This window comes from Frigoribacterium sp. Leaf415 (assembly GCF_001424645.1).
Taxonomy (GTDB): domain Bacteria; phylum Actinomycetota; class Actinomycetes; order Actinomycetales; family Microbacteriaceae; genus Frigoribacterium.
This window is the reverse complement of record NZ_LMQR01000001.1, coordinates 1709455-1736409: the sequence shown is the minus strand read 5'-3', so window position 1 is coordinate 1736409 and position 26955 is coordinate 1709455. Positions and strand designations below refer to the sequence as shown.

The 26955-nt window shown below is 72.2% G+C and carries 24 protein-coding genes, 1 pseudogene and 1 riboswitch; of the genes and pseudogenes, 15 read left to right on the top strand and 10 right to left on the bottom strand.

Annotated features, from left to right (window positions below; all coding sequences use genetic code 11):
- Nucleotides 1-33 precede the first annotated feature (33 nt).
- From ASG28_RS07985 to ASG28_RS07975, 3 genes are all read left to right on the top strand, one after another.
- Nucleotides 34-1209 carry a glycosyl hydrolase family 8 gene (locus tag ASG28_RS07985; protein WP_055973878.1) on the top strand — a complete coding sequence of 392 codons (1176 nt, stop codon included), beginning with the start codon at nucleotides 34-36 and terminating at the stop codon, nucleotides 1207-1209.
- Entirely contained in the window at nucleotides 1182-1883 is a 702-nt protein-coding gene (locus tag ASG28_RS07980; protein ID WP_200934892.1) for a class F sortase, read from the top strand. The genes ASG28_RS07985 and ASG28_RS07980 overlap by 28 nt, the downstream gene beginning before the upstream one ends.
- Before the next feature lie 136 nt (nucleotides 1884-2019).
- Nucleotides 2020-2826 (top strand): polyprenol monophosphomannose synthase, encoded by an 807-nt coding sequence (locus tag ASG28_RS07975; protein ID WP_055973871.1) that lies wholly within the window; start codon nucleotides 2020-2022, stop codon nucleotides 2824-2826.
- A 79-nt stretch (nucleotides 2827-2905) separates the two neighbouring features.
- Here the strand turns inward: ASG28_RS07975 and treZ are convergent, their stop codons facing one another.
- From treZ to ASG28_RS07955, 4 genes are all read right to left on the bottom strand, one after another.
- Entirely contained in the window at nucleotides 2906-4678 is a 1773-nt protein-coding gene (gene treZ / locus ASG28_RS07970; RefSeq protein ID WP_055973869.1) for a malto-oligosyltrehalose trehalohydrolase, read from the bottom strand.
- A gap of 143 nt (nucleotides 4679-4821) precedes the next feature.
- A complete protein-coding gene (treY, locus tag ASG28_RS07965) occupies nucleotides 4822-7197 on the bottom strand; it encodes a malto-oligosyltrehalose synthase (RefSeq protein WP_055977214.1) in 2376 nt (791 codons plus the stop codon).
- Nucleotides 7198-7214: 17 nt separating this feature from the next.
- Nucleotides 7215-9413 (bottom strand): glycogen debranching protein GlgX, encoded by a 2199-nt coding sequence (gene glgX / locus ASG28_RS07960; RefSeq protein WP_082454504.1) that lies wholly within the window; start codon nucleotides 9411-9413, stop codon nucleotides 7215-7217.
- Between the two features lie 174 nt (nucleotides 9414-9587).
- Complete coding sequence (locus tag ASG28_RS07955) at nucleotides 9588-11165, bottom strand: S8 family serine peptidase (RefSeq protein WP_055973866.1); 1578 nt, start codon at nucleotides 11163-11165, stop codon at nucleotides 9588-9590.
- A gap of 294 nt (nucleotides 11166-11459) precedes the next feature.
- Here ASG28_RS07955 and ASG28_RS07950 point away from each other — a divergent pair, with 294 nt between their 5' ends.
- Nucleotides 11460-12419: an NAD-dependent epimerase/dehydratase family protein gene (locus ASG28_RS07950; RefSeq protein ID WP_055973865.1), complete on the top strand. Its 960-nt coding sequence runs from the start codon at nucleotides 11460-11462 to the stop codon at nucleotides 12417-12419.
- Nucleotides 12420-12452: 33 nt separating this feature from the next.
- Nucleotides 12453-12854: an ASCH domain-containing protein gene (locus tag ASG28_RS07945; protein ID WP_082454503.1), complete on the top strand. Its 402-nt coding sequence runs from the start codon at nucleotides 12453-12455 to the stop codon at nucleotides 12852-12854.
- Here ASG28_RS07945 and ASG28_RS07940 read toward each other — a convergent pair.
- The 3 genes from ASG28_RS07940 to ASG28_RS07930 form a co-directional block, all read right to left on the bottom strand.
- Nucleotides 12833-13093, bottom strand: coding sequence for a hypothetical protein (locus tag ASG28_RS07940; RefSeq protein WP_055973862.1), 261 nt, complete (start codon nucleotides 13091-13093; stop codon nucleotides 12833-12835). The two genes, ASG28_RS07945 and ASG28_RS07940, sit on opposite strands and share 22 nt — an antisense overlap.
- Before the next feature lie 62 nt (nucleotides 13094-13155).
- Nucleotides 13156-13698: a hypothetical protein gene (locus ASG28_RS07935; protein ID WP_055973860.1), complete on the bottom strand. Its 543-nt coding sequence runs from the start codon at nucleotides 13696-13698 to the stop codon at nucleotides 13156-13158.
- A 212-nt stretch (nucleotides 13699-13910) separates the two neighbouring features.
- The gene (locus tag ASG28_RS07930; protein ID WP_055973858.1) at nucleotides 13911-14843 is read right to left on the bottom strand and encodes an alpha/beta fold hydrolase; all 933 of its coding nucleotides are present in this window, start codon (nucleotides 14841-14843) and stop codon (nucleotides 13911-13913) included.
- 168 nt (nucleotides 14844-15011) lie between these two features.
- On the opposite strand from ASG28_RS07930, the gene ASG28_RS07925 reads away from it, so the two are divergent.
- Nucleotides 15012-15680 (top strand): NUDIX domain-containing protein, encoded by a 669-nt coding sequence (locus tag ASG28_RS07925; protein WP_055973855.1) that lies wholly within the window; start codon nucleotides 15012-15014, stop codon nucleotides 15678-15680.
- Between the two features lie 24 nt (nucleotides 15681-15704).
- On the opposite strand, the gene ASG28_RS07920 is transcribed toward ASG28_RS07925, so the two are convergent.
- On the bottom strand, nucleotides 15705-16565 hold the full coding sequence (locus tag ASG28_RS07920) for an alpha/beta fold hydrolase (RefSeq protein ID WP_055973852.1): 861 nt from the start codon (nucleotides 16563-16565) through the stop codon (nucleotides 15705-15707).
- Nucleotides 16566-16647: 82 nt separating this feature from the next.
- Between ASG28_RS07920 and ASG28_RS17050 the strand changes: the two are divergent.
- The 3 genes and pseudogenes from ASG28_RS17050 to ASG28_RS07910 all read left to right on the top strand — a co-directional run.
- A pseudogene (locus ASG28_RS17050) lies at nucleotides 16648-16971 on the top strand (ABATE domain-containing protein); the annotation flags it as partial.
- Nucleotides 16969-17148, top strand: a complete 180-nt coding sequence (locus tag ASG28_RS17045) for a CGNR zinc finger domain-containing protein (protein ID WP_326937864.1) — start codon at nucleotides 16969-16971, stop codon at nucleotides 17146-17148. The pseudogene ASG28_RS17050 and the gene ASG28_RS17045, both read left to right, overlap by 3 nt.
- An 85-nt stretch (nucleotides 17149-17233) precedes the next feature.
- A complete protein-coding gene (locus ASG28_RS07910) occupies nucleotides 17234-18121 on the top strand; it encodes an NAD-dependent epimerase/dehydratase family protein (RefSeq protein WP_055973846.1) in 888 nt (295 codons plus the stop codon).
- A 13-nt stretch (nucleotides 18122-18134) separates the two neighbouring features.
- Here ASG28_RS07910 and ASG28_RS07905 read toward each other — a convergent pair whose 3' ends face one another.
- Nucleotides 18135-18866, bottom strand: coding sequence for an alpha/beta fold hydrolase (locus tag ASG28_RS07905; RefSeq protein WP_055977211.1), 732 nt, complete (start codon nucleotides 18864-18866; stop codon nucleotides 18135-18137).
- Here ASG28_RS07905 and ASG28_RS07900 point away from each other — a divergent pair.
- The 5 genes from ASG28_RS07900 to ASG28_RS07880 all read left to right on the top strand — a co-directional run bounded on the left by ASG28_RS07900 (nucleotide 18865) and on the right by ASG28_RS07880 (nucleotide 23075).
- A complete protein-coding gene (locus ASG28_RS07900) occupies nucleotides 18865-19395 on the top strand; it encodes a hypothetical protein (RefSeq protein ID WP_235477681.1) in 531 nt (176 codons plus the stop codon). The two genes, ASG28_RS07905 and ASG28_RS07900, sit on opposite strands and share 2 nt — an antisense overlap.
- Before the next feature lie 30 nt (nucleotides 19396-19425).
- A riboswitch (TPP riboswitch) is annotated at nucleotides 19426-19534 on the top strand.
- On the top strand, nucleotides 19530-20192 hold the full coding sequence (locus tag ASG28_RS07895) for an ECF transporter S component (protein ID WP_055973843.1): 663 nt from the start codon (nucleotides 19530-19532) through the stop codon (nucleotides 20190-20192). (Overlaps the previous riboswitch by 5 nt.)
- Before the next feature lie 24 nt (nucleotides 20193-20216).
- Entirely contained in the window at nucleotides 20217-21728 is a 1512-nt protein-coding gene (locus tag ASG28_RS07890) for an ABC transporter ATP-binding protein (RefSeq protein WP_055973840.1), read from the top strand.
- Nucleotides 21725-22519, top strand: a complete 795-nt coding sequence (locus ASG28_RS07885; RefSeq protein WP_055973837.1) for an energy-coupling factor transporter transmembrane component T family protein — start codon at nucleotides 21725-21727, stop codon at nucleotides 22517-22519. Before ASG28_RS07890 ends, ASG28_RS07885 begins: the two co-directional genes overlap by 4 nt.
- Complete coding sequence (locus tag ASG28_RS07880) at nucleotides 22512-23075, top strand: ATP-binding protein (protein WP_235477680.1); 564 nt, start codon at nucleotides 22512-22514, stop codon at nucleotides 23073-23075. Before ASG28_RS07885 ends, ASG28_RS07880 begins: the two co-directional genes overlap by 8 nt.
- Nucleotides 23076-23086: 11 nt before the next feature.
- Here ASG28_RS07880 and ASG28_RS07875 read toward each other — a convergent pair whose 3' ends face one another.
- The gene (locus ASG28_RS07875; protein ID WP_055973834.1) at nucleotides 23087-25285 is read right to left on the bottom strand and encodes an acyltransferase family protein; all 2199 of its coding nucleotides are present in this window, start codon (nucleotides 25283-25285) and stop codon (nucleotides 23087-23089) included.
- Nucleotides 25286-25345: 60 nt separating this feature from the next.
- On the opposite strand from ASG28_RS07875, the gene ASG28_RS16750 reads away from it, so the two are divergent.
- On the top strand, nucleotides 25346-26878 hold the full coding sequence (locus tag ASG28_RS16750; RefSeq protein ID WP_082454746.1) for a glycosyl hydrolase family 28-related protein: 1533 nt from the start codon (nucleotides 25346-25348) through the stop codon (nucleotides 26876-26878).
- The last annotated feature ends 77 nt before the right edge of the window (nucleotides 26879-26955 follow it).

Here is a 26955-nt window from a genome sequence, read left to right as displayed (position 1 = left end):
GCCCGGCACCATCGGGCAGGAGAAGAGAACGACATGACGAAGAAGACGAAGGCGCTGCTCGCAGCGGCCGTCGTGGTGGCGATCGCCGTCACGGCCGGCATCGCCTCCCTCGTCGTCGGAGGGCCCGGCGGCCCGTCGACGGACCAGGCAGGCGGCGGTGCGGACGCGACCGGCACCCCCGGCGCGGGCACCGCGACCCCGCAACCCCGCACCGCCACCGAGATCGGCGAGGACTTCCTGGCGGACTACGTCGACGACGACGGCCGCGTCGTCCGGCGCGACCAGGGCGACGACACCGTCAGCGAAGGGCAGGCCTACGGGCTGCTCGTCGCGGTCGCCGTGGGCGACGAGAAGCGGTTCGACGCCATCTGGCGCTGGACGGAGGACGAGCTCGTCCGTCCCGACGGACTGCTCGCCTGGCAGTGGAAGGACGGCGCGGTGGTCGACGACATGCCCGCCAGCGACGCCGACGTCGACGCGGCCCGGGCCCTCGTGCTCGCCGGCTCGACGTTCGACCGACCCGACCTCACCACCGCGGGTGTCGACCTCGGCACCGACGTGCTCGACGAGATGACGGTCTCGACCGACGTCGGCCGCATCCTGCTGCCCGGCCCGTGGGCGATGGGCCCCGGCCCGTGGTCGTACAACCCCTCGTACGCCTCGCCCGCCACCTTCGCGCAGCTCGGCGCCGCCAGCGGCGACCCCCGGTGGGCCGAGCTCGAGGCCGGCTCGCGTGCCGTGACCACGAACATCCTCTCGTCGACGGCCCTGCCGAGCGACTGGGCCCAGGTGCGGCAGGACGGCACGACCGTGCCGCTGCCGAGCGCCGACGGCTCGTCGGGCACCGTGCAGTACAGCTACGACGCGGGACGGTTGGCCCTGCGTTACGCCGAGTCGTGCCAGCCGGACGACGTGGCCCTCGCCGCCTCGATGGCCTCCGTGCTGCAGCGGTACGACGAGCTGCCGATGCAACTCGACCTCGGCGGGCAGTCCCTGGGCTCGGACCAGAGCCCGCTCGCCTACGCCGCCCGCGCGGCGGCCGAGGCCAGCGACGGCCAGCACGACCGGGCCGCCGCCGACCTGCGCACCGCCGACGCCTTGTCGCAGTCGACCCCGACGTACTACGGCACCGCCTGGGCGGCGCTGGCCGCCCTGCAGCTCGAGGGCACGAGCCTCGGCGCGTGCTCACCTCTGGCGGTGGCCGGATGAGCCTCGCGACCTTCGTGGCCGGCCATCGCGCCGGCGCCCTCGCCGTCGGTGCCGCCCTGGTGCTCGTCGCCGGCGGGGTGACCGCGGCCGCCGTCGCCGACCGGCCCGACGACACGGGCACCTCGGTCGCGGCCTCGCCGTCGGCCACCGCGACGCCGGACCCCGCGAGCGGCGCCGCCGGGGCCTTCCAGGACCCTGCCGCCCCGTCGTACACTGCGCCGCCGGCGGACGCGACGCCCGTCCGCGTGCAGATCCCGTCGATCGGCGTCGACTCCGGACTCGAGGACCTCGGGCTCGGGGCCCAGGGCGAGCTCGACCCGCCGAAGGAGTGGCAGTCGGCCGGCTGGTACCAGGACGGCGTCGTCCCCGGAGCGGTCGGACCGGCCGTCATCGCCGGGCACGTCGACTCGGGCTCGGGCCCAGCGGTCTTCGTCGACCTGGCGAAGCTCGTGCCCGGCGACGAGGTGCAGGTCACGCTGTCCACCGGCTCGGTCGAGACCTTCCGCGTCACCGGCAGCGAGCGCACCCCGAAGGCGACGTTCCCGACCAGCGACGTCTACGGCGCGAGCCCGACGCCCGGGCTGCGGCTCATCACCTGCGACGGCACGTTCGACCGGTCCACCGGGCACTACGTCGACAACCTGATCGTGTTCGCGGACCTCGTGACCTCGTGACCGGCGGCCGCCCCGGTGGCCCACGCCGCGCCTCCTGACCTCGGGGCCCCCGACCCGCCCCGAACACCGAACACCGAACACCCGACACCCGACACCCGACACCTCCGACTCCCACCCGACGGGAAAGGACCCCACCATGAACGACGCCCTCGTCATCATCCCGACCTTCAACGAGCGCGAGAACCTCGACTGGATCGTGGGGCGCACCCTCGCCTCCGGTGCCTCGGTCGACGTGCTCGTCGTCGACGACGGCTCGCCCGACGGCACCGGGGAGCTGGCCGACGCCTACGCCGACCGCGACCCCCGTGTGCACGTGATGCACCGCACCGAGAAGGCCGGCCTCGGCGCCGCCTACCTCGCCGGCTTCGCCTGGGGACTCGAGCGCGGCTACGACGCCCTCGTCGAGATGGACGCCGACGGCTCGCACCACCCCGAGTACCTGCCCGGCATGCTCGAGCTGCTGCGCGAGAACGATCTCGTGCTCGGCTCGCGGTGGGTGCCCGGCGGCGCCGTCGAGAACTGGCCGCTGCGTCGGGAGCTGCTCAGCCGCGGCGGCAGCTGGTACACGCGCGGCGCCCTGGGAATCCGGGTGGCCGACACGACCGGCGGCTTCCGGGTGTTCCGGTCGTCGGCGCTGCGCCGCATCGACCTCGACCGGGTCGAGTCGCGCGGCTACTGCTTCCAGGTCGACCTGCTCTGGCGCGCGCTGCAGGCGGGCCTGCGGGTCGTCGAGACCCCGATCACGTTCACCGAGCGCATCCACGGCGCGTCGAAGATGAGCGGCTCGATCGTCCGGGAGTCGCTGACCAAGGTGACCCTGTGGGGTCTGCGTCGCCGGTCCCGCGCCGTCGTCGAGCTGGTCGTGCGACACCGTCGCCTGCCGAGCGTCCGCGCCACCTCGCACCGGGTCGGGCCCGTCCGCGGCGACGTGTCGACGCGCTAGCCAGCAGGCGGCACGCGCGCGCCCGGGGTGGTCAGCCCCGGGCGCGCGTCACCTGTGCCCGCGTCGTCCGACGCGCGCGTCAGCGGACGATCGCGACCGAGTGCGCCGGCAGCAGCAGGCTCGCACCCGGGACGATCGACTCGTCGCTGGCGAACAGGACGGTCTCGGCGCTCACCGCGACCCGCGCCTCCTGGTCGGCGAGGTTGATCGCGATCCGCAGGTCGCCACGCGTCAGCACCAGCCAGCGGGCGTCGCCGTCGTACTCGACGCCGGTCTCGCCGAAGCGGGGGTCGGTGAGCGCGGGCTCGCTGCGGCGCAGGGCGCCGAGGCGGCGGTACGCGTCGAGCAGCACCGCGTGGCGGCCGGTCTCGAGCTCGGACCAGTCGAGCTTGCTGTTCTCGAAGGTCGAGGGCTCCTGCGGGTCGGGCACGGACGACTCGTCCCAGCCCATCTTCGCGAACTCGGCGATGCGGCCCTTCGCGGTCGCCTCGCCGAGGTCGTGCTCGGGGTGCGAGGTGAAGAACTGCCACGGGGTCGAGGCGCCCCACTCCTCGCCCATGAAGAGCATCGGGGTGTACGGGCCGGCCAGGGTCAGCGTGGCGGCGATGATCAGCTGCCCGTCGTCGAGCGTCGCGGCCAGGCGGTCGCCGATCGCCCGGTTGCCGATCTGGTCGTGGTTCTGGTTGGCGACGACCAGGCGCCAGGTCGGCATGTGCTCGGTGTCGACCGGGTGGCCGTGCGTCGCCTCGCGGAACGACGACCAGGTGCCGTCGTGGAAGAAGCCCTTGGTGAGCACCTTGGCGAGGGCGCCGAGGGGCTCGAAGTCGGCGTAGTAACCCGTCGTCTCGCCGGTCAGCGCGACGTGGACGGCGTGGTGGAAGTCGTCGCTCCACTGCGCGTCGAGGCCGTAGCCCTGGCGGTGGTCGGGGCCGAAGCCGCCGCCGTCGCGCGGGGTGACGAGGCGCGGGTCGTTGAGGTCGCTCTCGGCGATCAGCGAGAGCGGGCGGCGCAGGTGGCTGCTGAGGGCCGCGGTGCGCTCGGCCAGCTCCTGCAGCAGGTGGACCTCGCTGTCGTCCTTGAGCGCGTGCACCGCGTCGAGGCGCAGACCGTCGACGTGGTACTCGTCGAGCCACATGGCCGTGTTGTCGAGGATGAACTCGCGCACCTCGTGGGCGCCGTCATCGTCGAGGTTGACGTTGTCGCCCCAGGTGTTGGCGTGCTTGCTCGACAGGTACGGGCCGAACAGGGGCAGGTAGTTGCCCGACGGACCGAGGTGGTTGTAGACGACGTCCTGCACGACGCCGAGGCCGGCCGCGTGTGCGGCGTCGACGAAGCGCTGGTACGCCTCGGGGCCGCCGTAGTTGTCGGTCACCGTGAACCAGTCGACGCCGTCGTAGCCCCAGTTCCAGCGGCCGTTGACGCCGTTGACCGGCAACAGCTCGACCAGGTCGACGCCGAGGTCGACGAGGTGCGGCAGCTTCTCGATCGCCGAGTCGAGCGTGCCTCCGGGCGTGAAGGTGCCGACGTGCAGCTCGTAGACGACCGAGCCGGCCAGCTGGCGGCCGGTCCACGCGTCGTCGGTCCACGCGAAGGCGCTCGGGTCGTAGGTCTCGCTGAGCCCGTGGACACCGTCGGGCTGGCGCCGCGAGCGGGGGTCGGGCAGTGGCGTCTCGCCCTCGGGGGAGTCGCCGCCGTCGAGCACGAAGCCGTAGCGGTGACCCGGGCCCCGATCGAGGTCGGCGGGGGCGCGCCACCAGCCCGTGTCGGGCTCGGCCGTCAGCGGCAGCAGGTCGCCGTCGAGGTGCAGGTGCACGGTGGTCGCGTTCGGGGCCCAGACGTCGTAGACGCTCATCGGTCTCCTCGGGTTCGGAAGGGGCGGGGGAGGGGAGGTCGAGAAGGCACGACATGCCGCTCACATCAGGAGGTGAGGGGCATGTCGTGACGTCTCGCCGGGGGCGACGGTAGTCGGGCGCGACACGGCGCGACCCGACGGGGTCAGTCCTCTGCGGGGATCAGCAGGGCGACGGGGTACGTGTCGAGCACGTCGGCCAGGCGGAGGCGACCGCCCTCGTGCCGACGGCCGGTGAGCACGTCGCGATACGCGCCTCCTGCGGTCAGGACGACGGTGTCGTCCCAGCCGCCGGCCTGCTCGAGCGCGACGGGCAGACGGGTCGCGATCGCGAGCGCCCCGCCGCGGTCGACGGCGACCGCCGACGCGGCCTGCTCACCGAAGACCGGCAGCGCGGCGTACCGCGTGAACAGGTCGGGGCGGTCGCGGCGCAGCGTCAGGGCGTGGTGCGTCACGACGAGCTTGGCGGCACCGGTGTCGTCGATCGCCGGCGTCGCACCGCCGCGGACCTCGTCCAGGAGGCGCCGGCGCAGCCCGAAGTCGACCTCGCGTCGGTTGTCGGGGTCGACGAGCGAGAAGTCCCACAGCTCGCCGCCCTGGTAGACGTCGGGGCTGCCGGGGCCGGTGAGCTGCATCAGCGCCACGCCGAGCGAGTTGCTGTAGCCGGGTGCGCGGAGGACGTCGACGATGCGCTCGACCTCGTGACGCACCTCGTCGTCGTCGAAGGCGGCGTCGACCGCGGCGTGCATCCGCCCTTCGAAGGCCTCGGCCTCGTCGGTGCGGTCGGTCCACGTGGTCGACGTGCTCGCCTCGCGGGACGCCTTCTCGGCGTAGGCGTGCAGGCGCTCGCGCGACGCGGGCCACGAGCCGACGATCGTCTGCCAGAGGATGTTCTCGAACGGGCCGTCGCCGACCGGGGCGAGCTCGCGCAGGCGCTCGAGGGTCGCCGCCCACTCGGTGGCGACCTCGGCCAGCACCGAGATGCGGGCGCGCACGTCGGCGCTGCGCTTCGTGTCGTGCGTGGACAGGGTCGTCATGCCGAACGGGCGCTCGGCCAGGCGGACCTGCTGACGCGCGTGGAACTCGTCGGGCGTCAGCGAGAACTCGCTCGGGTCGGCGCCCACCTCGGTCAGCGTCGCCAGGCGGCTGTAGCGGTAGAAGGCGGTGTCCTCCACGCCCTTGGCCATGACCATGCCGCTCGTCTGCTGGAAGCGCACCGAGGCGGGGTGCGACTCGTCGCGCAGCACGGTGACGACGCCCGCGACGGCGTCGGCGAGGTCGGGGCGGTGGGTCGTGGCGACCTCGGCGGCCTCGGTCAGCCACTCGGCACCCTGCGGCAGGTAGCTGCGGTACACCGGGAAGGCCGCGGCCAGCTCGGCCAGCGCGTCCACGACCGCCGGGTCGACGGTGCCGCCCTCGGCGATCAGCCGGGCGAGGCGGTTGATCTCGCTGCCCAGGATGCCGTCGGCGATGCCGCGCTTCGTGCCGAGGATCATCTCGTGCCAGTCGACGGGCTCGTCGCCGGTCGTCTCGTCGGCCCCGGCGGCGTGCTCGTCGGCGTCGACCCCGCGGGCTCGGCGCAGTCGCGCGTCGAGGGCGTCGAGGGCGGGTGCCCCGCTCGGGTCGACGAAGAGGCGGTCGAGGTCGGCCAGGGCGTCGTAACCCGTCGTGCCGGCGGTCGCCCAGTCCTCGGGCAGGCGCTCGTCGCCCTCGAGGATCTTCTCGACGAGCACGTGCGCGTCGCCGGTCAGGGCGGCGAGCAGGTCGAGGTAGCCCTTGGGGTCGGCGAGGCCGTCCGGGTGGTCGACGCGCAGGCCGTCGACGAGGCCCTCAGAGAACCAGCGGCCGATCTCGGCGTGCGACTCGGCGAAGACCCCCTGGTGTTCGACGCGGATGCCCGCGAGGGTGTTGACCGCGAAGAAGCGACGGTAGTTGAGGTCGGTGTCGGCCCGCTTCCAGTGCACCAGCTCGTAGTGCTGGCGCGAGTGCACCGTGGCGGCGTCGTCGCCGGGAGAGCTCGTGCCCGGGGCGATCGGGTAGACGTTGTCGTAGTAGTGCAGCTCGTCGCCGTCGACCGTGAGGCCGTCGATCGAGCCGTCCGCCGCGGCGGGCTCGCCGAGCACCGGCAGCAGGACCTTGTCGGCACCCGCGGCCCAGTCGACGTCGAACGCGTCGGCGTAGCGGGACGCGCGGCCGTGGGTCAGGAGGTCCCACCACCAGACGCTCGCCTTCGGGGTCGCGACGCCGACGTGGTTCGGCACGATGTCGACCAGCACGCCGAGGCCCTCGGCGTGGGCACGCGTCGAGAGCTCGTCGAGGCCCTCGGCACCGCCGCGCTCGGGGTCGACCTGACTGTGGTCGACGACGTCGTAGCCGTGGTCGCTGCCCGGCTCGGCGGCGAGGATCGGCGACAGGTAGACCCAGTCGGCGCCGAGGTCACGCAGGTACGGCACCAGGTCGGCGGCCGCGTCCAGATCGAAGGAGGCGCGCACCTGGAGTCGGTACGTCGAGCGCGGGTGCATGGTCGGTTCGTGTCGGGTCACAGTTCTTCCTCGGCCGTGGCACGCAGGACGACGAGCGAGCGACCCACCACGGGGAGTCGGTCGCCGGCCCGCAGGGCCGAGAGGGACTGCGGGGTCGAAGGCGGTTGGGGGGTGGTGGCGGCTCGGGTGGCCGTCGGGGTGCGGGGAGCGGCGCTCGCGGGCGGCGGGGGAGCGGTCACGGTGCTGTCGACGACGACCTCCCAGCCCTGGGCGTACTCGTCGGGCGGCAGGACGAACGTGACGGTCTCGGCGCTGGCGTTGAAGTACAGCACGAAGTTGACGTCGGTGATGCGGCCACCGCGGGCGTCACGGCCACGGATGCCGTTGCCGTTGAGGAACATGCCGATCGCCTTGGCGTAGGACTCGTTCCACTCGCCCTCTTGCATGGCGTCGCCCTCGGTCGTCAGCCAGACGATGTCGGGCAGGGGCTCGCCCTCGCCACGGGTCACGGGCCGGCCGTTGAAGTACCGCTGGCGACGGAAGGTCGGGTGGTCGTGACGCAGCTTGATGACCTCGGCGACGAACTCGATCAGGTCGCGGTCGGCGTTGGGCCAGTCGATCCAGCTGATCTGGTTGTCCTGGGCGTAGGTGTTGTTGTTGCCGCCCTGGGTGCGGCCGAGCTCGTCGCCGTGCAGCAGCATGGGCACGCCCTGGCTGAGCAGCAGCGTCGCGAGGAAGCTGCGCTGGCGCTGCTCGCGCAGGGCGCGGATCTCGCCGTCGTCGGTCTCGCCCTCGACGCCCGAGTTCCACGAACGGTTGTGGCTCTCGCCGTCGTTGCCGTCCTCGCCGTTGGCGTCGTTGCGCTTGTCGTTGTAGCTGACGAGGTCGCGCATCGTGAAGCCGTCGTGCGCGGTGACGAAGTTGATGCTCGCGACCGGGCGGCGTCCGTCGCGTTCGTACAGGTCGGCCGAGCCGGTGATGCGGCTGGCGAACTCGCCGAGGGTCGAGGGCTCGCCGCGCCAGAAGTCGCGGACGGTGTCGCGGTACTTGCCGTTCCACTCGGTCCACTGCGGCGGGAAGTTGCCCACCTGGTAGCCGCCGGGGCCGACGTCCCAGGGCTCGGCGATCAGCTTGACCTGCGAGACGATCGGGTCCTGCTGCACGAGCTCGAAGAAGGTCGAGAGGCGGTCGACCTCGTAGAACTCGCGGGCGAGCGACGCCGCGAGGTCGAACCGGAAGCCGTCGACGTGCATCTCGGTGACCCAGTAGCGCAGGCTGTCCATGATCAGCTGGAGCGAGTGCGGGTGACGGACGTTCAGGCTGTTCCCGGTGCCCGTGTAGTCCATGTAGTGCTGCTGGTCGCCGTCCATCAGCCGGTAGTACGCGGCGTTGTCGATGCCCTTGAACGACAGGGTCGGGCCCAGGTGGTTGCCCTCGGCCGTGTGGTTGTAGACGACGTCGATGATGACCTCGATGCCGGCTTCGTGCAGCACCCGCACCATCGTCTTGAACTCCTGCACCTGCTGGCCGATGTCGCCGGTGGCCGAGTAGGCGGCGTGCGGGGCGAAGAACCCGATGGTGTTGTAGCCCCAGTAGTTGCTGAGGCCCTTCTCGAGCAGCGTGTTGTCCTGCACGAACTGGTGCACGGGCATCAGCTCGAGGGTCGTGATGCCGAGCTTCTTGAGGTGGTCGATGATCGCCGGGTTCGCGACGCCGGCGTACGTGCCGCGTTCTTCCTCGGGGATGTCGGGGTGCGTCTCGGTGAGGCCCTTGACGTGCGCCTCGTAGATGACGGTCTCGTCGTAGCTGTACTTCGGGGCGCGGTCGCCCTGCCAGTCGAAGAACGGGTTGATGACGACGCCCAGCATCATGTGCGGGCCGCTGTCTTTGTCGTTGCGCGAGTCGGGGTCGCCGAACGTGTAGGCGAACAGCGCCTCGTCCCAGTCGATCTCGCCGCAGGTGGCCTTGGCGTAGGGGTCGAGCAACAGCTTGTTCGGGTTGGCGCGCGAGCCGTTCGCGGGGTCGTACTCGCCGTGCACGCGGTAGCCGTAGCGCTGGCCGGGCTGCACGGTGGGCAGGTAGGCGTGCCAGACGTAGGCGTCGACCTCGGTGAACTCGACCCTCGTCTCGGTGCCGTCGTCGTCGAACAGACACAACTCGACCTTGCTGGCGGCTTCGCTGAAGATCGCGAAGTTGGTGCCGCTGCCGTCGTAGGTCGCGCCGAGGGGGTAGGGATTGCCGGGCCAGGTGTGCATCGAACCTCCGATTGGGACTCGCTCAGCCTAGAGGCGAACGGACGCCCCGTCCGCGCGAGGACGGGGCGCCCGCCGGGCCGCTGGGGCCGGTCGGACGCCCCGTCGGGCGCGGTGCTCGCTCCGCGGTGCTCACCAAGCGGTGCTCACCATGTGGTGCCCGCTTCGCGCTGCCCGCTACTTCGTGACGGCCGCCAGGGCGTCGACGATCCCCTCACCGAACCAGCCGTTGTCGGCCGGGGTGCCCGTGCAGGTCGTCGTGCCGGTCGGGCACGGGGTGTCCGTCGCCTGCTGCTCGAGCAGACCGGTGAGGGCCGTGCCGCTCAGGCGCGGGTGGGTGGACTTCAGCAGCGCCAGCACGCCGGCGACGTGGGGCGAGGCCATCGACGTGCCCGACTTGGTGCCGTAGCCGCCGCCGGTCACGGTCGACAGGATCGCCGAGCCGGGGGCCGCGACGTCGACGACGCCTTCGCCGTAGTTCGAGAAGCTCGACTTCGCCCCCGCCGAGGTGGTCGACGACACGGTGACGACGCCGTCGAGCTCGGTCGGGATGTCGAGGCAGCGCGAGTCGATCGGCCGGGACACCGGCGTGGTGTCGTTCGGGCTGGCGGTGTCGACCGTCTTGTTCGCGAGGTCGATCGACGAGTTGCCGGCCGCCGCCACGTTGACGATGCCCTTCTTCTGCGTGAACTGGACGGCGCGGTCCACGGCGGTCAGCACGGCCGCCTGGTCGACGTCCGAGCCGCACCAGAACTGCCACGGGTCGACGTAGTAGCTGTTGTTGGTGATGTCGGCGCCGGTCGCGGCGGCCTGCATGAAGCCGCAGATGGCGGCCTCGGGGTAGATGAAGCCGTCGTCGCTGACGACCTTCACCGCCGACATCGTCACGCCGGGGGCCACGCCGACGATGCCGACGCCGTTGCGGGCGGCGGCGATGGTGCCGGCCACGTGGGTGCCGTGGTCGCTCGTCGTGGGCTGCCAGGCCGCGTAGCTCGAGTCGGGCGTCCCGGTCAGGCAGCTCGCCGAGGCGGCCACGTCGATGTTCGGCTGCAGGTCGGGGTGGTCGCCCTCGATGCCCGAGTCGAGCACGGCCACGAGCACGTCGCGGCTGCCGTCGGTGACCTGGTGGGCCTGGTCGGCCTTGATCGCCGTGAGGTCCCACTGCTGGGCCTCGAGGGGGTCGGCGACGACGGTCGTGGCCTCTTCGAGTCGCTGCTCGGGCGAGGTCGCGGCCTTCGGCTTGCCGGGGTGTCCGGGGCCACCGGGCTTGCCGGGACCGCCCGGGTGGCCGGGCCTGACGGGTTTGCCCGGGCCGGGGGCCGTCGTGCCGACGCCGTAGGTCGGGTCGGTCGCGGCGACCGCGGCGGTGCGGGTGGCTCCGGCCGACGAGACGGCCTTGTCGCCGCGCACCGAGGCGGAGAAGTTCGTGTTGCTCGACTGCGCCACGACCACGCCGAGGTCGGCGTACGCGGCGATGACGCTGCCGCCGGAGGCGGCCACCGCACGTTCGACCTGTTTGGTCGCGCCCGGGTTCGCCTTCGTCGCGTTGACGACGTAGTTCATCACCGGTCCCTCGACGACCGGCAGGGTCGGGGCGGGGCCCGGCTTGCCTAGTGCGGCCGGTGCGGACGCAGGAGGCGCGGCGACGGCGGCGCCGGAGCCCACGGCGACGAGTCCCAGGGTCAGGGACGCCGCGAGGCAGACGGTCGTCACGCGGCGGCGGGTGCCGCGGGCGCGGGGGTCGGTGAAGGTCATGGTTCTCCTCGTCGGGTCGCGCGTGCCGGATGGGACGCGCGGAGCGGGTGGCTCGTCGCGGGCCGTGCCCGGTGATCCGACGAGCCGCTGTGCTCCTCATAGGAAGTCTGAAGAATCCTGGGCCCGGGCACAGTGGGCACTTGGGGGGACGCCGGGTGACCCCCATGCGGGGTACGCCGGTGTCGGAGGCGCGGGGTAGCGTCGGGCCATGTCCTCCGATGCCGTGCGCAGCGCTGCCACTCCCCGTCCCCGCCGTCCGCTCCAGGCCCTCTCGATCGTGACGGGGGTGGCGTCGTGAAGATCGTCGTCATCGGGTCCACCGGCCATGTGGGTGGCTTCCTCGTCCCGCGACTCGTCGAGGCCGGCCACGAGGTGGTCGCCGTCAGCCGCGGGGCCTCCGAGCCGTACCGACCGCACGCGGCGTGGTCACGCGTCACGCGCCTCCTGCTCGATCGCGAGGCGGGCGACGCCGACGGCACGTTCGCGGGCGAGATCGCCGGGCTCGGGGCCGACGTCGTGATCGACATGATCTGCTTCACGGTCGTGTCGGCACGCCAGATGGTCGACGCCCTGCAGGGCACGGGCACCGTGTTGGTGCACTGCGGCACGGTCTGGGTGCACGGCCCGTCCCGCGAGGTGCCGATCACCGAAGAAGCCGAGCGCACCCCGTTCGGCGAGTACGGCACGCAGAAGGCCGCCGTCGAAGAGCTGCTGCTCCGCGAGTCGCGGCGCCCGGGCGGAGTGCAGAGCATCGTGTTGCACCCGGGGCACATCACCGGTCCGGGCTGGCCGATGATCAACGCGGTCGGCAACCTCGACCTCTCCGTCTGGGAGGCCCTCGCCGCCGGGCGCGAGATCGCCATGCCGGGCCTCGGGCTCGAGACCGTCCATCACGTGCACGCCGACGACGTCGCGCAGGCCTTCCAGCTCGCCGCCGAACGGCACTCGCAGGTGGTCGGCGAGGCGTTCCACGTCGTCAGCGAGCGGGCGATCACCTTGCGCGGGCTCGCCGAGGCGATCGCGCGGCACCACGGTCAGGAGGCGCGGCTGCGGTTCGTCTCGTGGGCCGAGTTCCGAGACCAGACGTCCGACGAGCACGGCGACGCGTCGTGGCAACACGCCTCGCGCAGCCACTCGATGAGCATCGAGAAGGCCCGCCGCCTTCTCGGCTACGCCCCGCGCTACACCTCGGTGCAGGCCGTCGTCGAGGGCCTCGAATGGCTCGAGGCCGACGGACAGCTGACGCTGGGCTGACCCGGGTGCGCGTGGGTCGGGCAGGCTGGTCGAGTGACTGATGAAGCTCGACAGCTCGTGCGTTTCCACCGGAAGCACCACGACGCGATCGTCCGTGGTGAGAAGGTGACCACGGTCCGGTGGGGCGAGTCGATCCGGGTGGGCGCGTCGACGTTCGTGTTCGACGACCATCCCACCGCTGCTCCGCTCGCGGGGCACGTCACCGCCGTGCGACGGTACCGACTCGACGAGCTCACCGCAGAACAGGCCCGGCAGCCCGAGGGAACGGACATGAGGCACTTCGGGCAGCAGCTGCGGGAGAACTACTACCCGGACATGCCGGACGACGCGATCGTCGAGGTCGCCGAACTCGTCGTGGAGACGCCATCCCCCTGGCCGAGTCGCACGACGACAGAGGAACGGACGGCTCGTCGTCAGCCGCGGCGGAGGAGGTGAGCCGTGACGGCGGCCTGCCACGAGTGGCCGTAGCGGGTCGTGCCGGCCGCGGTGCGGACGACGAACGCCCCGGCCCGGTAGGCGAGTCGTCCGTGGCTGACGAGCTGCTCGCCGAAGCGCTCGGCGATCGACCACGTGTCCGACGACTCGAAGCTGATCGCCACGGGGAACCGTGAACGCGGCAGGTGCACCTCGACCGGGGCTGCTTCGGCATGGGTCGGGAGGCGCCCGAGGAGCATCGGGGGAGTGAGAGCTGAGGCGGGGTGGACCACGGGGTTCCGTTCGTCGGTCGGCGGTTGGGTCAGGGCAGAGGAAACCCCCTCCCGCAAGGGTGCGGGAGGGGGACCACCGGGATGACCGGTCCTCGCCGAAAGGTGAGGGCGGTGCGTCGCCACGGAGACGACCCGAGGGGCCTGCCGACCCGGGGGCCGGCAGGCGGGGGTGTTATTCGGTGGCGGCGGTGATCTTCGCGACGCCGACGAGCATCTCGTCCTGGACGGCGTCGGTCTTGAAGGTCTGGTTCAGCAGCGACGCGGCGTCGGGGCTGATGTCCGTCGGTGAAGGTCGCGGTGCCCACGACGCCGGGGGTCAGGCCGAGGCTGGTGAGGGCTTCGACGAAGGACGCGTCGACGGCGACCTGGGTGTCGACACCGTTGCTGAGGTCGGCGATCGACGCGGCGGGCGTCGACGCGGCGCTGGGCTCGGCGGAGGACGAGCTCGAGGACGACGTGTCGGAGGACGAACCGGAGTCCATCGAGCAGGCGGCGAGCGAGAAGACGAGGGCGCCCGAGGCCACGAGGCCGAGCGTGGTCTTGGTGATGTTCTTGCGGGTGAAGGCGTTCATGATGAAGCTCCTTGTCTGTTGGTCCCGGTGGGGATGTACAGGGTTCGCCACCGTCGCCGAAAAGGATTGGAACGCATCGACTTCGTTACCCCGCCGTGACCTCGACCCTGTTGGTCCCGGTGGGGATGTACAGGGTTCGCCACCGTCGCCGAAAAGGATTGGAACGCATCGACTTCGTTACCCCGCCGTGACCTCGACCGTCTCGTGCTGCCTCACCCGGCGAGGAACTCGTCGGTGTCGTCGGCGATCCGTGTCGACTGCGTGTGGTGCAGGTAGTGGTCTCCGTCGAGCGCGACGACCTGGCCGCGGTCGACGCTCGCGGCCTGGCTCTCGTGCAGCTCGAGCCAGCCGTCGTCGTCGGCGCCGTCCTGCACCACGAAGAGGAGGACCGGCAGGTCCGCCGGGAACGTCCGCCCGCTGACCGAGGCGAAGTTGCTCGCGGTGTGGTCCATCTCGTCGAGCAGGGTCGGTGCGGTCGAGTTCTTCGTCGTCAGGAGGCGCATCTGCTCTTTCGTGGCCTCGTCGTACGGCAGCCCCGCGTAGGTGTCGCCGGCGACCGCGGTCGCCACGCGGAGCAGACCGAGGTCGCGCAGGGCGACGAGCCCGTCGGTCGGCGTGGGGTCGTCCGCGCCGGGCTGGTCGGGGACGCTGCTGTCGATCCCGATGAACGCGGTGACCTCGCTCGCGTAGAGCCGGCTGTACTCGAGGGCGTAGATGCCCGAGATCGAGTGCCCCATGAGCGCGTAGCGGTCGATGCCCAGCTGGCGCAGCGCCTCGTGCACCTCGCCCGCGATGTTCTCCGCCGTGCGGGGAGAGTCGGTCTGGTCGCTGAGGCCGGTGCCGAACGGCTCGACGGCGACGACACGGTGGGTGTCGTCGAGTTCGGCGATGAGCGGCTGGAAGTCCAGGCCGGGTGCCGCCGTGCCGAGGCCCGGCAGCAGGACGATCGTGTCCGCTCCGGACCCGCTGACGACGACGTTCATCTCTCTCCCGTCGACGGGTACCAGCTCGCCGTACGAGGTGATGGCGGCCAGCTCCGACTTCGTGGCGACGACGTTGACGATCGACGTGGTCGCCAGCGTCAGGACGGGCAGGGCCACGAGGGCGCCGACGGTCCACAGGGTCGCCTTCAGGGATTTACGCACGAGGTCCTCTCTCCGGGCGTTCGAGTCGGGTCCGAACGCTCCTCCGGAAGCACACCAGAGGGCGACGGCCTCGAGAAGTGCCGAGGCGTCACCACATCGAGTGACGGATGTCACCACCGGCCGTTCCCGTCCTCGCGGGTCGTCGCCCTCCGTTATTTTCGGGGGGTGATGAACTCTCGTGGCTCCCGTTCACCCGACGGTCGCGGACGGACGGGTCTCGACGTGACCGGCCGCGATCTGATCCGCAACCCCGACGTCGTGGTCCGCGACGTCGAGGTGACCTCGGACGGCTGGCACGTGCTCCGCCGCACCACCTTCGACGTGAGGGGTCGCGACGGGCGGTGGTCCACCCAGCAGCGTGAGACGTACGACCGCGGCAACGGGGCGACGATCCTCCTGTTCGACCCGCGTCGGGGCACGGTCCTCCTCACCCGGCAGTTCCGGTTCCCCGCCTACGTGAACGACCATCCCGACGGCATGCTGATCGAGACCGCCGCGGGCCTGCTCGACGAGGACGACCCCGAGACCGCGATCCGCCGCGAGGCGCAAGAGGAGACGGGCGTCGAGGTCGGCGACCTGATCCACGTCTTCGACGCCTACATGAGCCCGGGCTCGGTCACGGAGCGGGTGCACTTCTACGCCGCCCCGTACTCCGCGGCCGATCGGACCGGCGACGGCGGTGGCGTCGAGGAGGAAGGGGAGGACATCGAGGTCCTCGAGCTGCCGGTCGGGGACGCTCTCGAGATGATCGCCGACGGGCGGATCGTGGACGGCAAGACGATCATGCTGCTCCAGTGGGCCGCCCTGAACCCGGGCCGACTCGCCCTCCCGTCCTGAGCGAGTGGCCGCGGGTGGTCCGGATCACGTGTTCGGGAGCCACTCCCGGATCGTGGCCGCGACCACATCGAGGTGCGACTCGAGCAGGAAGTGTCCACCGTCGACGAGCTCGACGCGAGCGTCGGGGGCGTCGCGGGTGAACGCACCCGCACCGGCGGCATCGAAGATCTCGTCGTTGCGGCCCCAGATCGCGAGGACCGGGACGCGGGAGGCGCGGAGCCAGGAGTGCACGGCGGGGTACAGGGCGCGGTTGGTGGCGTAGTCGCGGAAGAGCGCCAGTTGGACGTCGTGCTGTCCCGGTCGGGCGAGGAGCGCGAGGTCGTGTTCCCAGGCATCGGGGTCGACGGATGTGGGGTCCGGTACGCCGTGGGTGTACTGCCACTCGACCGCCTCGCGGCCCAGGGCGGGCCGGAGCGCGTCGCGCGTCCGGGACGTCCGTTCGGCGGCGTCGGCCCAGATCGGATCCCAGAAACTCGGCACGAAGCCTTCTTCGTACGCGTTGCCGTTCTGCGAGACGACAGCGGTCACCGCATCGGGCTCGGCCAGCGCGAGGCGCCACCCGACGGGGGCGCCGTAGTCCTGCACGTAGATCGCGTACCGCGCGACGCCGATGGTCGACAGGAAACGACCGGTCACCCGCGCCAGGGCCTCGAAGGTGTACTCGAACTCGTCGACCGACGGAGCGGAGGAGCGGCCGAAGCCGATGTGGTCCGGGGCGATGACGCGGTACCGGTCGGCCAGAGCGGGGATGAGGTGGCGGAACATGTGCGAGCTCGTGGGGTAGCCGTGCAGGAGGACGAGAACGGGCGCGTCGGCGGGGCCGGCGTCGCGGTAGAAGACGTCGAGTCCGTCGACGGAGGCGGTGCGGTGGTGGACGGTGACCATGTCTAACCCCTTCGGATTGTTTTAGTGGTTATCCCGACGGTAGCATGGACGAGATGCGCCGGACGGTGCGAGAGAGCGGGGAGACGTGCTTCGTGACGAAGAGCTGCTGCTGGCCGTGCTGAACAGCGCACCGGTGGTCGACGGCGTCCCGACGGACGCCCTCGAGGGCGCGGCGGGGCGAGATCTGGTACGGACCTGGGGTGGCACCGGCTCCTCGGGCGAGGTCGCCCAGCTCCGGCGCGTGCGGGAGGCCCTGCACGCCGTCGTCCGCGGTGACGACGACGGGGCCGTCGCCGAGCTCGCCGACGTCATGGACCGGGCCGTGCAGATCCCGCGGACGACCCGGGACGGCGTCGTCTGGGAACTCCGGGTGCCCGACGACGACCGACTCGCGGCCGGAGCCGTGTCGGCGTGGTCGAGCGTGACCTCGACGCTGCCCGGGCGCCTCCGTGCCTGCGCGAACGACGAGTGCAACCTGTTCCTGGTGGACCACAGCCGTCCCGGCACGGCGAAGTGGTGCTCCATGGCGACCTGCGGCAACCGGATGAAGGCGCGGGCCCACGCACGCCGCGCGAAGGACTGAGCGCGCCTCCTCGGGGCTGCGCGCGTAGCGTCGTCCGGGTGGATGCTCCGGCTCTCGGCGCATCCCTCGATCGAGGGAGCGCGTCATGAAGGTCGTCATCACGGGATCACGCGGCAAGGTCGGCCGCGCCGCCGTCCGTCGGTTCGTCGAGGCCGGGCACGACGTCCTCGGCGTCGACCTCGTCCGGCCCGTCTTCGACACGGGCGTCGACGAGCCCGGCCGCTACGTGATGGGCGACCTGACCGACGCGGGGACCGCCTTCTCGGTCGTCGCGGGGGCCGACGTCGTGGTCCACGTCGCGGCCATCCCGCAGCCCACCGCGAACCCGGCACACGTCGTGTTCCACACCAACCTGATGTCCACGTTCAACCTGGTCGAGGCGGCCGTGAGATTCGGCGTGCCCCGCTTCGTCAACGTGTCGAGCGAGAGCATCGTGGGCAACTTCTTCCCCGAACGGCCCTTCCTGCCCGACTACGTCCCGGTCGACGAGGAGCACCCCCTGCACCCGCAGGACCCCTACGCCCTCTCGAAGGCGTTCGGAGAACAGCTGATGGACGCCGCCGTCCGCCGCTCCGACCTGCGCGCGATCTCGATCCGTCCGAGCACGGTGCACGACGAGAGCAACTACGAGGCCAACCTCGGCCCCCAGGTGCGCGAGGCCGATCCCGAGAGTTCGAACTTCGGCAGCTACATCGACGCCGACGACCTCGCCGACGCGCTCCTGCTGGCCGCCGAGTCCGACCTGCCGGGTCACGAGGTCTTCTACATCGCAGCAGCCGACAACGCCGGCGGCCACGACTTCGCCGCCACCCTTCGCGAGCACCACGGCGACCGCATCGAGCTGCGCGAGCTCGACCGGGTCGACGCGTCGGGCATCTCGACCGCCAAGGCCGGCCGCTTGCTCGGCTGGACGGCGAAGCGATCGTGGCGAGACCACCTCGACGCCGACGGTCGTGCCCTGCCGAAGGCCTGACCGGCCCCGGAACTCAGAGCAGCTCGGCCAGCAGGGTGAAGGTGCGGTGGGGTGCCTCGAGCTGCATGTCGTGGTGCACGCCCGGCAGGCGGCGGATCTGCCAGCCGGCCTGCTGGTAGCCCGACACGAGACGCTCGGGCAGGACGGCGGGGGAGTCGTCGGACAGCACGATGACCGAGGGCACCGCCGGCGCCGTCGTCGCGACCGGGTGGAAGGCCACGTCGCGGAACACGCCCGTCGCCATGCCCGAGTCGAACCGGGCACGGGCCTGATCCGAGGAGGCGCGGGTCGCGTCGTCGTACCCGGCGCGCAGCCGCGCGCCCTTCCGCGCCCGGGCGAGGGCCGCGACGCCCATCGTCACGGTGGGCACGGCCCAGAACAACCGTCCGGCGAGGCCCGTCGTCGGGAGGGCGAGGGAGAACCCCGGGTCGAGGTAGACGGCCGTCCGAGGCTGCAGCCGCTCGACGGCGCGGACGAGGACCGAGCCGCCCAGCGAGTGTCCGACGACACCGTGCAGTCCCTGGGGCAGGGCCGAGGCGACGTCGTCCGCGAACTCGTCGAGCCGGTACGACGACGCCCGGTCGCTCTCACCGTGACCCCGCAGGTCGAGGGTGGTGACCGTGTACGAGCCGGTCGCGACGAACCGGTCGACGATCGGCTTCCAGGTCGCGCCGTCGGCGCCGAGCCCGTGGACGAGGGCGACGTGGCGGTCGCCGTCGCCGGTGGTCGTGACGTTCAGGTGCATGACGACCATCCTGCCTGTCACCATGGGGCGTACGACGGCCCGACCGAGCCGGCGCACGCACGAACGCACGCACGAGAAGGGCACGATCATGGCCGACGCCGGGTTCAGCAAAGAAGAGAAGGCCGCCGTGAAGCAGCGCGCCGCCGAGCTGCGGGCCGAGGCGAAGCGTCAGAAGCTGGCCGACAAGTCGGCCGCCGAGGCGCAGGACGCCGCGGACGCGATCGCGGCCATGACCGACGTCGAACGGCCGATCGCCCGGATGGTGCACGAGGTCGTCGCCGAGCACGCCCCGAACCTCGCGCCCAAGACCTGGTACGGCTTCCCCGCCTACGCCAAGGAGGACGGCAAGGCCGTCATCTTCTTCCAGCCGGGCGCGAAGTTCGGCACGCGCTACTCGACTCTCGGCTTCCAGGACGGTGCGCAGCTCGACGACGGCACCCTCTGGCCGACCTCGTACGCCGTGACCGGCGACGACGACGCGACCCGCGCCTCCGTGGCGGCGCTCGTCCGGAAGGCCGCCGGGCTCTGACGCCGGCCGGGGTCGGCGCTATGATCGACCCCACAACACACGGGAGTCCGGTGAGCCGGGCTGAGAGGAAGCGAACCACGCTTCGACCGTCGAACCTGATCTGGGTCATGCCAGCGCAGGGAGGAGAAGAACAGATGTCCACGTCCACGCCCGAAAACCGTTCCACGGCGGCTCGCGACAGCTCGACCGGCTTCACGCCGAAGGCCCGCACCACCCCGACCCGCCGGTGGCGGGTCGTCGACATCGTCGTCGCCAGCGTCATCGGCGTCGCCGCCGGCGTCGTCTTCTGGGCCTGGGGCCTGGCCTACACACCCATCGACAGCGTCCTGAGCTTCTCGGGCGGCTTCGAGGGCATCCTGAACGGCGGCTGGCTCTTCGCCGGCGTGCTCGGCGGCATCGTCATCCGCAAGCCCGGCGCCGCCGTCTACACCGAGGTCGTCGCGGCGGTCGTCTCGATGCTGATCGGCACCCAGTGGGGCTTCTCGGTGCTCATCTGGGGCATCGTCCAGGGCCTGGGCGCCGAGATCGTGCTCGCGGTCTTCCTCTACAAGTCGTGGCGGATCGGCACGGTGCTGCTCGCGGGTGCCGTCGCCGGCCTCGCCGTCGGCCTGATGGACACGAGCTTCGCCTCGGCGGCCGCCTACGCCGCCGGGTCGAAGACGATCTACGTCGTGACCTCCGTCGTCTCGGGCACCGTCCTCGCCGGCCTGCTCTCGTGGCTCGCCGCCCGCGGCCTCGCCCGGACGGGTGCGCTGTCGCGGTTCGCCTCGGGACGCTCGGCGGACGCCCGGGTCTAGGCGCGCCTCCTCGTGGTCCTTCCCGTGAGCGGAGCGAGCGGCGGACGGTGGGCACCGGAGGACGGTGCCCGCGTCACCGCCCGTGGCTGGGGCTGGCGGCACGCCGGCCGACGACTGCCCGCCGTCTCGCAGCTCGACCTCGACGTCGCCCCCGGCGAGCGCGTCCTGCTGCTCGGTGCGTCCGGCGCGGGCAAGTCGACGCTGCTCGCCGGTCTCGCCGGGGTGCTGGGCGGCGACGACGAGGGCGACGAGGCCGGCGACCTGCTGGTGGACGGCCGGCCCCCTGCCGTGCAGCGCGGCCGGGTGGGCCTCGTGCTCCAGGACCCCGACTCGCAGGTCGTCCTCGCCCGGGTGGGCGACGACGTCGCGTTCGGCTGCGAGAACCTGGGCGTGCCCCGCGACGAGATCTGGCGCCGCGTCGGGCACGCCCTCGACGCCGTCGGGCTCGACCTGCCGCTGTCCGCGTCGACGTCCGAGCTGAGCGGCGGCCAGAAACAACGGCTCGCGCTCGCCGGGGCGCTCGCCATGCAGCCGGGCCTGCTGCTCCTCGACGAGCCGACGGCCAACCTCGACCCCGAGGGCGTCGTCGAGGTGCGCGACGCCGTGGCCCGCGTCGTCGCCGACACCCGGGCGACGCTCGTCGTCGTCGAGCACCGGGTCTCGGTCTGGCTGCCCGTCGTCGACCGCGTCGTCGTGCTCGCCGCCGGTGGGGGAGTCCTGGCCGACGGTCGACCCGACGACGTGCTGCGCGCCGAACGCGACCGCCTCGTCGACGCGGGCGTGTGGGTTCCCGGCGCCGCGCCTCCTGAGCCCGTCCGGTCGCGCACGACCGGTGACCTGTTGCTGACGGCGAGGGGACTCGACGTGGGGTACGAGGGACCCAAGGGCCGCGCGGTCGCCGTCGGCATCGACCTCAGTGTCACCGAGGGGCGTGCGCTCGCGGTGACCGGCACGAACGGCTCGGGCAAGTCGACGCTCGCCCTGACCGTCGCGGGGCTGCTCGCCCCCGTCGCGGGCGCCCTCGAGGCCACGCCGTCGTTCGCCGACGGTGCCGGCCCGTCTCCGATCCGCTGGAAGCCCCGACAGCTGCTCACCCGCGTCGGCACGGTCTTCCAGGACCCGGAACACCAGTTCCTGACGGCGAGCGTCCGCCGCGAGCTGGCGGTGGGTCCGGAGGCGCTGGGCGCGTCCCCGAGGGAGGTCGCGTCGCGCGTCGACCACCTCCTCGACCGGCTGCGGCTCGACCACCTCGCCGGCGCGAACCCGTTCACGCTCTCTGGCGGTGAGAAACGCCGACTCTCGGTCGCGACCGTGCTCGCCTCACGCCCCTCGATGCTCGTGCTCGACGAACCGACCTTCGGGCAGGACGCCCGCACCTGGCGAGAACTCGTGGCCCTGCTCGCCGAGTTGCTCGACGAGGGCCGAGCGGTCGTCGCCGTCACCCACGACGCCGAGTTCGCGTCGACCCTCGCCGACGACGTGCTCGACCTGAGCGCACACGCCCGCCGCACCGACCGCGCCGAGGTGCGCCGATGAGCGTCCTCACCCCGGTCGTGGCGACCGGCGTCGTCGGGCGGGTCAACCCGGTCGCCAAGCTCCTCGCCGCCGTCGTGCTCGCGATCGCCCTGCTGCTCTCGATCGACTGGGTCTCGGCCGGCACCGCGCTGCTGCTCGAGGCCCTGCTGCTGCCCTTCGCCGGCCTGTCCGCCCGGCAGCTGCTCGCCCGCACGGCACCGCTCTGGATCGCCGCCCCGACGTCGGTCGTCGCCATCGCCCTCTACGGACGCGACGGCGGGGCGTCGGTGGTCGAGTGGGGGTTCCTCTCGGTGACCGAGGGGTCCCTGGCCCTCGCCGGGGCGATCGGCCTGCGCATCCTCGCCGTCGGGGTGCCCGGCATCGTGCTGTTCGCGACGACCGACCCGACCGACCTCGCCGACGGTCTCGGTCAGGTGCTGCGACTGCCCGCCCGCTTCGTGTTGGGGGGTCTCGCCGGGCTGCGTCTGGTGGGGCTGTTCATGGACGACTGGCGGCAGCTCGCCCTGGCCCGTCGCGCCCGGGGCGTCGCGGACTCGGGCGGGCCGGTCGGTGCCCTGAGGCGGTTCGGGCAGCAGGCCTTCTCGTTGCTCGTGCTGTCGGTCCGACGCGGCAGCAAGCTCGCCACCGCCATGGAGGCCAAGGGCTTCGGCGGCGACGCCCCGCGCACCTGGGCGCGTCCGTCGTCGTTCGGGCTGCGCGACGGCGTGCTCGTCGCCCTCGGCGTCGTCATCGCCGCCTCCTCGGTGACCGCGGCCGTCCTGGCCGGCACGTGGGAGTTCGTCCTTGCCTGAGCGAGTCGCCGTCGTCGACGCCGTCGGGGCCCTGCTGCGCCGAGCCGAGGAGGCGCGGGTCGGGTCGCGTCGCGTGGTCCTGTTGATCGACGGCCGCTCGGGCTCGGGCAAGACCACGCTCGGCCGTGCGGTGGCCGCCGCGTGGCCCGCCGACCGGCTCGGACCCGTGCGCCTGGTGCACCTCGACGACGTCTACCCGGGGTGGCACGGCCTCGAGGCGGCGTCCCGCGTGGTCGAGACGTCGATCTTGTCGCCGGTCGCCCCGGGATGGCGGCGGTGGGACTGGGAGCACGACCGCGCGGCGGCGTGGGAGGTGCTCGACCCGGCCGTCTCGCTGATCGTCGAAGGGGCCGGGGCGTTGACCCGCGCCTCCTCGTCGCTCGCCGACGTCCGCGTGTGGCTGGAGCTCGACGCCGACACCCGGCGGCGACGGGCCCTCGACCGCGACGGCGCCGCCTTCGAGCCGTGGTGGGACGTCTGGGCCGCTCAGGAGGATCGACACCTCGACCGGTGGTCGCCGACGGGCCTCGCCGACCTGGTCGTCGAGGCCCGGTAGCGCCCGGGGCGTCAGAGCACCTGCCGAACCCGCAGCAGGTCTCCCAGCACGGGCGAGACGGCGAGCGCGAAGGCCGTCGTGAGGTGCACGCGATCCTCTTTCACGGGGACGGTGCCGACGAACGCCGGACAGAGGTCGCTCACGCAGGTCAGCACCCGCAGGTCGACGAACGTCCCGCCGACCTCGTCGAGGACCTCGCGATCGGCCGCCGCCCGGTCGAGCCACGTGCGGGACGTCCGCGAGATGCAGTCGACCGGGCTGCCGCCTCGCCGGGAGCAGGACGCGATGTCGGCGTCGTCCGGTGGGGGAGTGAGGACGACGACCGATCGGGCGGCGCCGGCCACGCGTCGAGCGTGGGCGCCGAACCCCTCGGACCATCGGTCGGGTGTGATGGTGCCCGCTCCGTCCTCGGAGAGGGTCTGGTAGGAGTTGGTCACGAGGACGACGTCGGGGCGCGTGTCGTCGATCAGGGCGAGGGTCTCGTCGTTGTGCGCGCGACAGGACTCGAGGATGCCGGCGACGTCGTTCTGGACGCGGATGTCGACGAACGGGCACGCGAACTTGGACCGGTTGATCAGCGTGAACCCGCCGTCGGGGGACTCGGCGAGGGGGATGAGTGCGTCGAGGTGGTGCATGGCCGTCGAGTCGCCGACGAGCACGACCGTGGTGGTCGCCGTGGGGGAGGCCCACGTGCAGTCGTCGGGTGTGAGGCCCTGGGCCTCGGCGTCGCCACAGGCGAGATGCGGGCTGCCGGTTCGCGTCCCGTCGAGGACCGACTCGAGGCTCGGGTCGAGGTCGGGCCACGAGGTGGCCGAGAGCGCCTGCGTGATCTCGGCGGACCACTCGCTCAGGGCGGGCACGTCCAGGGCCTGGTCGTCGCCCGGAGCCGCGGACCCACCGCTCGTGTCGGTGACCACGGTCCCGTCCGCCGAGGCGCCCGGGACGACGGGGGGAACGGCCGCCGGTCGGGCGGCCTGGACGGCGACCACGCTCGCGGCCAGGGCGGCTCCCGTGAGCAGGGCGACCCCTCCGCGGCGGTAGGTCGACCGGTGCTCCTGCCGCCACCGTCGCCAGGGGCGTGCGCGCGGGCCGGGCTCGAGGAGGGGCGACGAGAGGAGCGGACGTTCGACGAGGTGGTACGTCGCGGCGGACAGGGCGATCGTGAGCACGAGGACGGTCGGCCAGAGCACCGCCGGGTCGTCACCCAGCACGGACCGGCCGATGACGAGCACGACGAAGTGCCAGAGGTAGACGGAGTACGAGAGGTCGCCCACGATCGACACCGGCCGGCTGACGAGGGGCCCCAGCCACGGCGTCCCGACGCAGCCCGTTCCCGAGGCGAGGACGAGCAGCGTGGCCGCCACGGGCAGGAGGGCGCCGGGAGCCGGGAACGGGACGGTGCTCGTCGTGACCCAGGCCGAGGCCCCGACGCCGATCAGGCCGATCCACGCGAGGGGTGGACGGAGGACGTCGGGAAGCCGGGTCATCGCGGGGGCAGCCGTCGCGAGGAGCGCTCCGAGGGCGAGCTCCCACGCGCGGGTCAGGCTCGAGAAGTACGCCACGGTCGGCGACGTCACGGACTGCTGCCAGGCCCACGCGAACGATCCGAGCACGAGCAGGAGCAGGACGAACCCGAGGGCGACCCGCGGGACGGCCGTCTCGTTCCGCCGCCGGGCGAGAGCGACGGCAGCGAGGACCACGAGGGGCCAGACCAGGTAGAACTGCTCTTCGACGGCCAGGGACCAGTAGTGCTGGAACGGCGACTCGGGGCCCTGGGACGCGAAGTAGTCGGTGCCGGTGGACGCGAAGTGCCAGTTCGCGAGGGACGCCACGGACCAGAGGGCGTCGATCGCTGCCGACGTCCCGCGTGACGAGCCGATCACGAGCCAGGTGGCCGCCGTGCCCAGGACGAGGACCAGGACGCTCGCCGGCACGATGCGTCGGATGCGTCGTCGCCAGAAGGCCGCGATCGAGATCCGCCCGTGACGATCGGCCTCGCGGAGCAGGAGCCCGGTGATGAGGAACCCCGACACGACGAAGAACACGTCGACCCCGACGAATCCACCGGTGGGCCGACCCGTGACGTGCTCGACGACGACCATCGTGACGGCGAGGGCCCTGAGGGCCTGGATGTCGAGACGGTGACCGCGTGCGACGGAGGCGGTGGTGGGGGGACGGCGAGGGGCGATGTTTCTGTCGATGGTGTGCACCCGATCTTCTGACGACATGTGGTGAGGCATATATTACCCATGCTCGTGTACCCTGACGTCATGACTGATCCTCTCGTCGAGACTCCGGCCCGTTCGCGTCGCGGATTCCTGCTGGTCGGCGCGGCGGGCATCGCGGCGGCCGGTGCCGCGGCGGTCGCTCCCGCCGTCCGACCCGCTCGCGCCGCCGACGCGCCCTCCGCCGACGCGCCTCCTGCCGACGGGTCCGGCGCGGCACCGGCGGGGGGCGTCGCGGCGTCGGACGATCGCACGGGAGTCGACGTCCGTGACCACGGCGCGGTCGGCGACGGTCTCACCGACGACACTGCTGCGTTCGCCCGGGCCGTCGAGGCGGCCAGGGTGGTCCGGGGGCGTGTGCTCGTCCCGGCCGGCACGTACGTCGTCGACTCCGTCACGGTGCCGCTGTTGGTCTCGATCCAGGGCACGGGGGCCGATGTCAGTCGGTACGGGGCCTCCACCGACGGTGGTGTGAACATCCGGCACCTCGCCCGTTCGACGAAGCCGATGTTCGTCGTCGACGGAAACGGCGTCACCCTCGAGGGGCTGACCTTGCAGGGCAACGGCTCGACGGCACCCCTGGTGCAGGTCGTGAACGGGTTCGAGTCCCGCTTCGACCGGGTGCAGTTGGCCGGCGTGGCCGGGACGGCCCTCCTCGTCGAGCGGGTCAACAACAACCTCTGGTCGGACCTCTTCGTCAACAACTGCGGGTCGGCCGACGCGGCCGCGGTCGTCGTCCGTTCGCCGGCCTCGGGTGGCTCGAACACGAACACGTTCACCTGCGTGAACCTCCACATCGAGGGCAGCGCGAACGTCGCTCTCGATCTCGCCTGGGGTTCGACCCCCGAGTACTTCGTCGAGTTCGTGCGGCTGATCGCCCCGCACATCGAGACGCTGCAGCGGGCGGGCTCGGGCACCGACGCGACCGTGCGCATCGGCAACGTCCGGCAGGTCGAGTTCGTCGCTCCGACGATCTACGGCGGGCCGGGGCCGTTGATCGAGCACGACGAGAAACGACGTCGGGGCGTCGACATCGACGGCGGCATCCGGCTGCTCGGCGGCGCTCTGCTCGGGGCCGACCCCGCCCAGGTCGGAGCGTCGAGCGTGCTCGTGCGGCTCACCAAGGGTGACGACTTCGCGTTGGTGGGCACCCGTCTCGGCCGGTTCGCGAAAGCCGGGGTCGAGTTGGCCGAGGGGTACGGCTCGCGGTTCGCGGTCGATCCGACGACGCGCATCGCCGCCACCGGATCGGCCGTCGACGTCGACGACCGACGCGAGGTCGCGGCTCGGCCGCTCTGGGCCTGGGGAGGCGACCTCGCCGTGGGGCGCCGGTTGCTGGGTGCCCTCGGCGGCCCGTCGCCCGTGGCGTCGGCCATGGGGCGGAACGGCGACGACGCACCGTCTCCGACCCTGTCGGGTTCCGATCTGCGGGGAGCGGTCGCCTTCGGTTCCGGTCGGGCCCGTCGTCCCGGCACCCAGGTGCGGGTCCGCTATTCGAAGCCCTTCGCCACGCCGCCGGTGGTCTCGATCTGCCCCGCCTCGAGCGCGGCGGCGTCGGCCCAGTTCTTCGTCGTCTGACGCGCCGACGCCTTCGACGTCGAGATGGTCGGCGACCTCGCGGACGGCCTCCCGGCCGACGCCTACCGGTTCACCTA